A 12104-nucleotide genomic window follows, 5' to 3' on the forward strand; every position below is an offset into this window, starting at 1 on the left:
AAAAGTCGAGCTAATGATCTTTAATTATATGTTTTTTTCTTAGTCGTTCATCGAGATTAGGAACTCCTCGTTATTGATTGTCTTTTTCAATCTTTTATCTAGGAACTGCATGGCTTCTACCGAATTCATATCCGACAAGAAGTTGCGTAGTACCCACATACGGTTAAGTGTATCAGGATCAAGTAACAGATCGTCACGGCGTGTACTTGAAGAGATAATGTCAACAGCAGGGAATACTCGTTTGTTAGATAATTTACGATCCAATTGAAGCTCCATGTTACCTGTACCCTTGAATTCTTCAAAGATAACATCATCCATTTTAGAGCCTGTTTCGGTAAGAGCGGTAGCAATAATGGTTAATGAACCACCGTTTTCGATATTACGGGCTGCTCCGAAGAAACGTTTTGGTTTGTGTAATGCATTAGCATCAACCCCTCCGGTTAGTACTTTACCCGATGCCGGTTGAACAGTATTGTAAGCACGTGCCAAACGAGTGATAGAGTCCAATAGAATAACTACATCGTGACCACATTCTACCATACGTTTTGCTTTGTTCAATACGATTTCGGCAATCTTTACGTGACGGTCTGCAGGTTCATCAAAAGTAGATGCAATAACTTCAGCATTTACGCTTCTTTCCATGTCGGTAACCTCCTCAGGACGCTCATCTATCAGTAATACAATCATGTATACCTCAGGATGGTTGGTTGCTATGGCATTTGCTATATCTTTCAGTAACGAAGTCTTACCTGTTTTGGGTTGTGCTACAATCAGACCACGTTGTCCTTTACCTATTGGGGAGAATAAATCTACAACACGACAAGAGAAATTATCATTTCTGCCGGATGTTAATTTGAATTTTTCATTCGGAAAGAGAGGTTTTAAGTGATCGAATGGTACACGGTCTCTTACTTCTTCCGGACTGCGTCCGTTTATTCTGTCTACTTTTACAAGAGGGAAAAATTTCTCTCCTTCTTTAGGAGGACGTATCGGTCCTTCTACAATATCTCCGGTTTTCAGACCGAACAAACGTATCTGAGATTGAGAAATGTAGATATCGTCAGGAGATGACATATAGTTATAATCGGAAGAGCGTAAAAATCCGTAACCTTCCTGCATTATTTCCAGTACGCCTGTAGCTGATAAGATTCCTTCAAACTCAAAAGATTTTTCTTGAGCTTGATTATTATTTTGCTTTTGATTATTTGTATTTCCACTATTGTTTGCAACAGGGTTGCTGGCCACTGGTGCCGGGGGGGGCGTGCTGATATTGACAGGAGCCATTTTAGGTGACTCTACAACAACGGGTGCTACATCAGTATCGACTTCGAGAGGAGACAGGGGAGCCATTGCTGGAACTTCTTCTTTTGGTTCGGTACGTGGTTTGCTTGACTTGAATACTAATTGAGTAGGCCTTTGAGGGATTGTCTTAGTATTTGTCGACTCGTTTGTATTGTTATTTGCCGATTCCGTATTTTTACGGTGTACTATTCTTTCTTTTGGTTTACCTATGTTATCATCATTGGGTGCAGTTGCCTGAGGTTGTTGAGCTATCGGAGCTTCTTGTGGCTCTTTAACTTCTTTTATTTCCTCTACTTTATTCTCTACAACGGTAGCTTTAGGCGTGGGGGCTGCTTTACTTTGCTTTGATTTTGCTGCGTTCTCTGTGCTTTTCTTGTCTGATTGCTTGCTTTCAGCTTTGTAGCTTTCCGAGTTTTTGTTTTTTGCCTCAATAATAGCTTGTTCGTCTAATATCTTATAAATTAATTCGTCCTTCTTATAGGCGTCAGGACGTTTTATACCTAGCTCTTTTGCTAGGGTTCTGAGTTCAGTTGTGAGCTTTTCATTTAGCTCAAGGATGTTGTATATACGCATGTATATCTATGTTGTTTTGTTATTTAATATTCTGATTTAGACAGCATAAGAGAATATTGCTGATTCAATGTTGATGCAAAATAAATAAGGATACAATCGAGTTTTTACTATGATTAGAATAAGAAATCTGTAGTTTTTTCTTACCGTGATACAAAATTATATATATTTTTTAGAAAAACAATCTTTTTGATGTCTAAATAAAAAAAGTGGCGTTTATTTTTTTTATAATTATTATTTATTTGTAGATTTACGAAAAAATAGTAATCTAATTATGAGAACACTTATCCTTTTTGTAAGCCTTTTTTTAGGCTATATAGCCGGCTTGAATGCTCAAGTGGAATATTCATTAATTGATGATTATATTGCTAGTTATCAGTTTGATAAGGCATTGAAGTATATTGACTCTCAAGAAGAGACAAAAGAACTGCTGAAACAGAAAGCTCTTTGCTACAAAGGGTTGGATAATTATTCTAAGGCAATTGAAGTATTGAAGTCTTTAGCTCAGGTAGATAAGGATGATTTAAAACTAAAGTCGGAGATGGCTTTATGTTATCAGGCTTTGTCGAATTGGAGTGGAAGTCTTACTTGTTATAATGAGTTGATATCACTGGATTCCCTCAATATATATTATAAGATAAAAAGAGCAGAGATGCTGTTTCGTCTGGAGGATTATAAAGCAGCTTTATCGGATTACAAAATGTTGTCTGATAAATATGGCTTGACCAATATGATCAAAAGATCGGCACAATGCTTCGAAAATATAAATTTACCGGATAGTGCGATAGTTTATTATACAGAGGCAATAAAGGCAGATACAACAGATGTTTTTTCAATAGCAAGTCTGATAAATATAAATATCAAACTGAAAAATTTTGGATCGGCAATACAACTTTCGGATGATTTTGTAGAAAAAGACAGCACAAATAAGCAAATAAATTTATTGAATGGGTTAAGTTATTATGGTGCTGATTTTTATGATGAAGCTGTTCTCCGATTCGAAAGATGCTACTTGAATGGTGATAGCTCGTTGGTTGTAAATCGCAGTTTGGGTATTTCTTATTACTCTTTGGGTGAGAATGAAAAGGCATTTCCATATTTGCTAAAAGCTTATACACAAGATACTACTAATAACAGAGTATTGTATTGTTTGGGGGTGGTTTCTAATGAAATGCGTAATTTCAATAGTTCGGTTATTTATTTTGAGAAAATTCTGGAAAAGACTATTCCTTCCGATATGATATTGTATCTCTATTATCGTGGGCTGGCAAAAGGATACGAAGGTCTTGAAGAATACAAAAATGCAGCCATTAACTATAAGGAGGCTACTAAATATGGTCAACAAAATCAGAATATGTACCTCTATTTCACCTTAGGCACCATATATGATTATGAATTGGGAGAACCATCGCTAGCACTGGAGTATTATGTGAAATACCAGAATGGGCTTAAAAATTATCTGGAAAAATTGAAGCAAAAAGAGGATAAAGAAGATGCCTTCGAGATAAAAAATGTGGAGGCAAGTATACTTAGCCTGAATTCTCATATCGGACGTCTAGAGAAAGCTTTGGCCAAAAATACTATGGAATTAAAGTGATCTTTAATATCTCAATTGTTGTATTGGTTATCTTAAAACGGTCGTCGATACGTTCACCGATTATCCATACAATATCATCACCCGAGCATAATAGCCATGTATTGCTTTTATCAACGAGGCTGAATTTGCGGTCAGTAAAATAATCACTCACTTTTTTATGTCCTTTCATACCGAAGGGTATAAATTTATCACCGTGTTTCCATTTACGGATAATCAGGGGATAAATAAGCCTGTCTTTATCTAAATAAATAGTCGCGGGGGCTTGCTCTAACTGAAAAGAAGATGTTTTTCGAAACGATTCAAATGTCATTTTGCAAGGCTCTTCGATATTTGTTTCGTGTTCAAAGAGGGTATATATAGTATCCGGCTGATCATTAATGGGTTCCAGTATAAATACTTCTCTGTCTTTTATGAGCTGATAACCTTCCGAATAAAATATTTTACCGGATTGGCTGTTTATCGAATCATATATATTATCTACCGTAGGAGCATTAAACCCGTATGGGAATAATATTTCGAAAAGAATAGTCTTGGGTTCTTTTTGTTTCGATAAAGCACTGATATCAATCCTATTATTAGAAAAGACCTTGCGTTTGGCTTTTTCTACATATGCATTGAAAATCTTTTCGGTATGATACAAGTTTTCAGAAGTTTTTTGAATAGCTTGTACTACCGATGGATTAATTGTTTTAAGAAGAGGGATTACATTGAGCCGTATTTTATTACGTGTATATATGTCCTCTTTATTGGTGCTATCTTCGACAAAACCGATGTGTCTGACCTTTAGGTATTGCAGAATATCTTCACGAAATATACAGAGTAAGGGGCGGATCACTTTTCCATTGATAGGCGGGATGCCGCTTAAGCCTCTTATGCCTGTACCTCTTATGAGGTTTATAAGAACTGTTTCTACCGAGTCGTCCTGATGATGAGCCACGGCAATTTTTTCTGCTTTATATTCTTTTCTGATTTTCTCGAACCATGCATAACGCAGTTCACGTGCAGCCATTTCGAGAGAAATAGATTCTTCTTCGATATATTTTTTAGTATCAAAGTTTGCCGATACATATTCAAACTTGTATTTAGTGGCAACCTTTTCCACAAAATATTCGTCACGGTACGATTCCTGCCCTCTAAGGTGAAAGTTGCAATGTGCTACAATACATTCATATCCAAGATGGTGGAGTATGTCTAATAGAGCCATAGAATCAGCTCCTCCGCTAACTCCGATAATAACTCTAGCCTTATCGGTTAGTAATATATTATCCTGAATGTATTTCTTTACTTTGGAGATGATCTGCATGAAAAGTTTTGAATATAATTATAAGTAAAAGAAAATATCTAATGTAACATTATTGTTGGTAGGGGCAGACCTATGTGTCTGTCCGAAATACGTGAACACATAGGCTCACTACTACAGCCAAAGCAATAAATAGTTCTGCGAACTTAGTGTAGGTTTGCGAGATTAATCCGAAACCTTTTGACACAAAATTAATACTTTTTTTTCATTGGCTAAGGTAGTAGCAAAGATATAATCTGTTCCACCTTCTTTCAGGTTGGTTTGTTTTCTGATATCTGCAACCGAAAACGGATAGTTTCGTGTAGCAATGTTTGCTTGAGTAATATCTTTGAAATGAGCTTTTATTTCTTTTTTGTTGGGTGATATCACTTCCTTGATCTGAAACTTTCGACCGGGAAAGCTATCTATTAAAGTATCAGAAGTATATAAATGACTGTTGGGATGCAATTTCATTAAGCCATACCTTGCACCTAAACTTCGGTATGCACCTGCCTTGAGTATAGAAGAATTTGGCTCATATAAGTATCTCTTCGGCTCATCTGTATGAGAAATAGACAATGTGTTTTCTTCGGCTTTAGTGAAGGTAAAAGACGCATCTTTCTTATTCGTTAAAAGATTAATGCAAATGAGTTGTATGTCTTCATCTTTACGTACTTTGTCTTTTATGAATAATAGCTCCTTACACTCGTTATTTACACTGATAATATGTACCTCGGTAACATTACTGAGCGAATTCAAAGCAAGAGTGATATCAAGCATAGGGGATAGTTTTATAATTACTCGCTGAGCTTTAGTAGTCAGAAGATTATCTATCTCAAGCAGATTGGGAGTGCAGTCTTCTATGAGAACTGTTTTCTTTCCCGTATCGTTTCTTCTGGCCGGATCTATAAATATAGTATCGGCAATACCCTCAAATGAGTTTAGAAACGAAACTGCATCATCTTGTATGACTTTACTTTGATTTAAATTTAATGTGTTAAAATTAAATTGGGCTAATTCGGTCAACTCATGTTGAGTTTCGATATAATATGCTTGTTTGTGATTCTTTGCCATGAATGAAAAATCGACACCCAATCCTCCGGTAAGATCAATAAGGATATCCCCTTTACATAAAGCGGCTTTGTACAGAGCTGTAGCTTCGGACGAGCATTGTTCCATCGAAAGATGCTTTGGGTAGATAATATTTTCACATTGATACCAGGATGGAATTTTATGTTTAGCTATTTGCCTTCCTGCAATTTGTTTGATCGCAATAGGCATGTCAATATCAGGATACGATTTTGCTTTTAATGCAAGTTGTCGTATGTCATCCGATTCATGTTCTAATATAAATTGTTGGGTATCTTTATCTATATGAATCATCACTTCATTTTTACCATTTGATTGATATGCTTCAAGGTATCTTGATTTTTCGCAGTATCAATGATGGATATGGTGCTTTTCTTTTTAGGTCTTGTAAATAATTCTCTCAAATGATCGAAATCTCTTTTATACATAATACCAACCCCCTGAGTTTGTACTCCGTTGCTGCTACCACCACTTCCGACATAATAATATTTTTCGTTGTAATGGTTGTATGCTTTCAGACGCCATGTACCTATTCGATTGAGCAATACTTCGATATCAACATCTCCAATAAACGCATCTTGCTGTGTCATCGCATTATCCCGGTAACCGAAATTTCCATTAAATAAAACCCGGTCATTAAGTAATCTGCTCGACAAAATAAGTTCAACTTCAGTATTCGAAAATCCTGCATCACTGGTGCGTATGTTGGTACCTACTTGCCAGCGATCATCGAGTTGACTGAGTATATTACTCAATTGAGTTGATAATGTAGCCGAGGCAACTGCTGCAAAATCAGACGTTTTTTGGTCTGTCAGAGCATAATTCGGCGTATAGAATTTAGATAATAGCAACAGATAAACAATTTGTCTGTTGATCATATCCTCGGTACTCATCAAACTCTTTATCTGTCTTTGTATTTCGGGATCGGCCGATGGCAAAGCAATATCCAGATTTACTTTTGGCTGGCGTAATGCTCCCGTAATATTAAGGATACAATTTACAGGAACGCTTGTCTGTCCAGAGTTCTTCGCTATATTTTGATCTAAATCATTCAGATTTGCTATAACACGGTATAGAGCTGTGATGTCGATATTGGCTTCGAAAGGATCACCCCTAAATTGTACATAACTGCCGTCTTGAATAGAGAATTTTCGTTCAAATACTTTTTGGAATGTAAAGTTATATGACCCTTTATTAATCATATAAGTACCATAAAGCATAGGATCTTTATTAGTTCCCCAAGTGAATTGTAATGCACCCGAACCCGAAGCTTTTATTCGATCTCCTCCTACAGGGTCCATGAGAAGTTCCACTGTCGCATCGGGAGTCGCATCAATATAGAAATTCATATTTACTTCCATACCCGAATCGGTTTTAAACCTGCTTAATTTAGGCTTTTCGTTCGGATTGTGTATCGAATCGGTTGCTTCTTCTTTTGTCTTATATCTGATGAAAGAATATTCGGAGGCCGTTTCTTGCATGAAATTCATGAAGATATTAGTATTGCTGTTAGTCTGCATATTGACATTAATGTCAACAGCTCTTTCATCTCCTTTTATAACACCGGTTCCCGAGCCGAAGACTGTTCCATAAAACATGGGGTTATGTTTCTGCGTGGCATTGTACAGCATGAAATTGTCACCAAGGAGACTTACATAGTATAAGAAGTTAGTAAAATAATCGTGTACTACTTTACCGCTGATTAATGCTATGTTGCCTTTTGCATCATGAAAAGCGATGTCATTAAAATAAATGAGGTCTTTTTTCATGTAAATGGTATCGGTAAATGTATAGCTGGTATTCAGGAAGTTGATACCTAATCCTCCATTTTCGATATAGGCTTTACCTTCAACTGTTACATCCGAGAAATTACCGAATAAGTGTACATTTCCACTGCCTTTACCTTTAACTCCATTAAACAGGCTAGCTACATATTTATTAAGGAAGGCAACATCTATTTCGTCTGCATCGAAGTTTATTGATAACTCTTGTGTTATAGGATTTATAAATCCATCAATATTAGTAAGTTTACTTTCAGGATTCGATATTGTTCCTTTTAAATTTACTTTCTTGGTTTCAGCATCCAGATCACTGTCTAGATTCAGATTTCCAAGTACAGTATTGTTAAAAGCAAAATCGAGTACATTTAGGTTTATATTAGCATAGGGCTGCCCATCGATAGAAGATAGTGTGAGGTCGCCACTTGCTGCCCCTCCAAATTGCAAGGCACTTATTGATAGGGTATTGAATATATAGTCCAGATCAATGTTTTTTAAGTGGACATGCAGTTGTTCATCTGGATCTTTAGCCGAAAAAGTTCCGTCTATTTTTAGTTGCTGATCTTTGTTTTCGCTGGTTACTACAAAATCGTTTATGCTTATTTTGTTTGGGATAATGCGGATCTGTGATTTTTTTATCTTCCACAGAGTATTGTTCAAAACTAACTCTCCGGCTTGAAACTCAATGTCGGTTTGTAAGGTTTTCTTATCCGGTTTAGAGAATGCTATCGAATTGGTAAATTCGCCTTTAAGTTTTCCTTCCTCTTTATTTAAGAATAGAGTATGGATATTAATGATATCATTTTGGACAACAACATCAGCCGATAAGTTGTTTAATGTGCCGTTTTTAGTGACAAATGTACCCGATATGGTAGATTTTATTTCGTCACTATTATTTTCTACTAATAAATAGCCCGATTGAATTCTGGTTCCGGCTGCTTTTAATGATGGCAGATAGGTTTCAATTTTGAATCTTTCGGTTTGATTATTATAGAATCCGATTATTTTGGTGGCACTGTATATAGTTACCGGTAATTGGAAAATATCGCTGGCTTTCTCTGTGTTATTGATTGTGAAATCAAATGTCAGATTATTTTCTTTGATCTTTGTTTTTTTCTTCTCGTTGAAACTGATCAATGCCGGTAAATAAGCATTCAGTGAACGTTTTACGCTTTCGGCTATTGTGGTGAAAGAGTACGCACCCAATACTTCACCATTGATAATATCCGATTGAATACTTAGTTTACGTGTATCTTCGAAGCCGGATGCTTCTACAATAAAGTTTTCTAAGGTGAAAGTCTTATCCGGTTGTCTGAAACTGACCGAGTCTGTTTTGATATAACCTTGTATATCATCGATATTCTTTCCTGAGAAATTGGCATCTATTCCCAGACTTAAGTATGATTCTTTGTATTTACTGCTTAGGTTTAGTTTGTCCAGACGAACATTTCTTAACCGAGCATCAAAGTTCAGTTTCGGTTCTTTTTCAGATAAGTCGAATAATCCATGAATGCTAAGTATACCATTCGGATCATCCACTGATAAACCTCCGTTTAAACGCAGACCGTCATATGTACCACCCAACTTAATATCGTGATAAGTGTATTTTTTGAAGGTGATTTTTTGCACAAGCCCATCTACAGACCCTTTTAATTTTCCATATGCGGGTTGAGTAATATTGACATCCATGTTTAGAGAAATATCTTCCAGATCTTTATTGTCCAATAATTTCCCCAGTTGGAAATTCTGAGTATTGATATTCCCTTTAAAGAAAGATTTAGTATGGGTATCGGGATTGAAGCCAAAATCAAGTTTTGCGATAACTGAACCTAGTTCGGCACCTAAATAACCGTCCGCTTTTAATTGTTTTAAATATCCTGAGACATTTCCATGAAATGAAACAGTATTAATATTATTAAGAATAGGAGGCAAGTCTTTTTTTGTTCCCGATAGGTTATTCAGAAGGCCTATAATACCTTCTTTTGTTACCGTCAAATTATCAACGCTTCCTTGTGCATATAACTTTTCTTTGTCTCTCACATTCTTCACATAACCTTTTGCTACGATATGCATTTTCTCACCGTAATCAAGCGTTAGGTTAGTAACCCTTATACTGTCGAGGCTACCGTTAATTTCGGTGCGGAATAGTACCCTCTCTTCAAAATATTTGAATGATGGTACAAAAGCAGCGATATCTTTGAGGGCAATATAGGAAATTGGCGAGGTTTTAATTGCAAACAGAGCCTTGTCTATAAGAGTTTTAGTTGAATCGGTTGAAGAATAATCGATTTCACATTTTTCGAATTCGAGTAACGATTTTGGTAATTCGAGCTTAAATCCTTTGACAAAGAGATGATTATCTTGAGTGATAAGCCGAACAATAAGATTGTTGATCTTTAATCCGCTTTTTTCTTGAAGGGTTAACTTCTTGATCTGAATATTTAACGAGTCGGTTTCGAGTGACCTGAGGGAGAGAATTGCATTGAGATCTGTAACGCTAATGTGATTAGGGTCAAATTTATCGTTTACGTAGGGACGGTCGTTGATATCAAACTTAAAACGTCCATCAGCAATATTCAGAGAGTTTATCTGTACCTCAAATTTGGTTTTCTTTTTATTGTCTTTGGGTTTGAAAGCATCAATTATAAACTGAATGTTTAAAGGTGCCTTAGCACTGTCTTTTGACAAATTTACTTCAAAGTCAGAAAGTTTAGATACCGTTATGATAAGTTTATTATTGAGAAGTGGAAGTATTTCTACATCGGCATATACTTTCTGAGCAATCAGTATCGTGCTGTCTTTCTGATCCTTCAGATACAAATCGTTTAACTGTATGGTATTGAAGGGACGTATGTAGAGTGATCCTATGCCTAAATCGGTTTGTAATTTGTTTTTGAGTTCAAGTACAATTCGTTCTTTTACATAATTCTGCACATACGACATATTCAGTAGGCCGTATAAAAGCAATATTAATCCTAGAATAATTCCTAATATGCTGAGAAATATATATTTAAATCGTTTAATAGAGTCTTTTCCTTAGGATGTACAAAAGTATAAAAAGCAAGTCGTATTCCCTCTATTTTTGTGATAATTAATACTAAATATAGATGGATTGTTTATTGGATATAGAAAAGTATCAGCTGTTCTATTGCACGTTGGCAAACGGGGCAAAATTCTTTGCAGGTATTTGTTTTCATCCTGCAATCTACCGAAGGGCGATATATACCTTTAGCTGAATAGCCTGCACCTTCGTAAACACCGATTTTATATTTTGTACTATCACTAATATTTGTGGGGATAGGAGTTTGAGCCAGTAGCATGTCTTTCCATTTGGAATCGAAGTTTACCAATGTCGATATATTTTGTTCCCAAGGTTCGATACCATGTTCATATGTATTGTCTAAAGCATCGCTTTCGTAAAAATATTCGTCGGCTAATCCGGCAAAACTATGCCCGAATTCATGCACAACAACAGGCTTGAAGTTTTTATGTCCGGTAGTTGTCAAAGTATAAGAATTAAATATACCACCACCTCCGTAAACATCAGTATTGGCAAGTATAATAATATGCTCGTAAGGGATGCCTGCCAAAACATCGTGTATATCTTTCACCCGACTGCTTGTCAGATATCGTTCAGAGTAAAAGGTGTCAAAATGTGAATTAAATGCGGTGTTTTTCCAAATACCATTTTGAGGGACGCTTAGTCCACTTTCTTTGGAGGGGCTTTCGACCAAATAAAAGTTGAAGCTATCTTTATATTTATCGAAGGGTGCGTAAGAAAGTATTTGTTGCACGGTTTCTTCTGCATATTTTCTAAAACTATCCATTTCATCTTCTTTGTAACCTTCGGCTAGTATAGCTACATTGATCGTTTTGGTATTTTCTTTGCCTTTATGAATGATAGAGTAGGGCGTTATATCTTTGTATCCCTTTTTATGAATTAAAATATCCGTAGGGTCTACAATGTGACTCATTTTTGTATCATATTTTCCATACCTGTCTCTTAATGAAATTTCTACCATTACTTTTTCTTTAGGGAAGGGCAGGAGAAAAACATTTTCGAAACTTTTCTTTATCGATTTAGCTTCATCCGTCGTTATCCATTCTTGAAATAGGGTTGAGAAGGTGTTTTTATATATGCAGTCGCCTGATTGAAGGTTATACATGGCTATTTGTCCATTGCCTTCGAGTTGGCTTTTTGATAAATTGTGTTTTCTTCCTGCCCATTGAGGCAATTCATTTAATTGATCTACTGCTATGGCTTGTTTCTCAGAATTTCCCGAAAAAATATAATCTATTCGTAAAGTTTTATTTACAAAATAAGTATCAAATTCTTGGCTTTGGGAAGCAAATGGATATACCAAGAGCAGAAGAAATATTAAATTACGCATGATAAATAGATTTTGGTCTATAACTTAAACTATAAAGATAGTTATTTGCTTCGATATATTATATGCTTTATTTTATCTATTTCCTTTTAAATTCTTTC

At 35.8% G+C, this 12104-nt stretch carries 6 protein-coding genes; 1 reads left to right on the forward strand and 5 read right to left on the reverse strand.

Annotated elements, in window-relative coordinates; genetic code table 11:
- Positions 1–39 precede the first annotated feature (39 nt).
- Positions 40–1875: a transcription termination factor Rho gene (gene rho / locus G7050_RS14675; protein WP_166116751.1), complete on the reverse strand. Its 1836-nt coding sequence runs from the start codon at positions 1873–1875 to the stop codon at positions 40–42.
- 271 nt (positions 1876–2146) lie between these two features.
- Here rho and G7050_RS14680 point away from each other — a divergent pair, with 271 nt between their 5' ends.
- Positions 2147–3469 (forward strand): lipopolysaccharide assembly protein LapB, encoded by a 1323-nt coding sequence (locus G7050_RS14680; protein ID WP_166116754.1) that lies wholly within the window; start codon positions 2147–2149, stop codon positions 3467–3469.
- Here G7050_RS14680 and tilS read toward each other — a convergent pair.
- The 4 genes from tilS to G7050_RS14700 all read right to left on the reverse strand — a co-directional run bounded on the left by tilS (position 3453) and on the right by G7050_RS14700 (position 12006).
- Positions 3453–4772, reverse strand: coding sequence for a tRNA lysidine(34) synthetase TilS (gene tilS, locus G7050_RS14685; protein ID WP_166116765.1), 1320 nt, complete (start codon positions 4770–4772; stop codon positions 3453–3455). The two genes, G7050_RS14680 and tilS, sit on opposite strands and share 17 nt — an antisense overlap.
- A gap of 162 nt (positions 4773–4934) precedes the next feature.
- Positions 4935–6131 carry a class I SAM-dependent methyltransferase gene (locus G7050_RS14690; protein WP_166116767.1) on the reverse strand — a complete coding sequence of 399 codons (1197 nt, stop codon included), beginning with the start codon at positions 6129–6131 and terminating at the stop codon, positions 4935–4937.
- The gene (locus G7050_RS14695; protein ID WP_370521860.1) at positions 6131–10558 is read right to left on the reverse strand and encodes a translocation/assembly module TamB domain-containing protein; all 4428 of its coding nucleotides are present in this window, start codon (positions 10556–10558) and stop codon (positions 6131–6133) included. The genes G7050_RS14690 and G7050_RS14695 overlap by 1 nt, the downstream gene beginning before the upstream one ends.
- Before the next feature lie 173 nt (positions 10559–10731).
- On the reverse strand, positions 10732–12006 hold the full coding sequence (locus G7050_RS14700) for a M64 family metallopeptidase (protein ID WP_166116769.1): 1275 nt from the start codon (positions 12004–12006) through the stop codon (positions 10732–10734).
- Positions 12007–12104 lie beyond the last annotated feature (98 nt).

Source organism: Dysgonomonas sp. HDW5A (assembly GCF_011299555.1).
Lineage (GTDB): Bacteria > Bacteroidota > Bacteroidia > Bacteroidales > Dysgonomonadaceae > Dysgonomonas_A.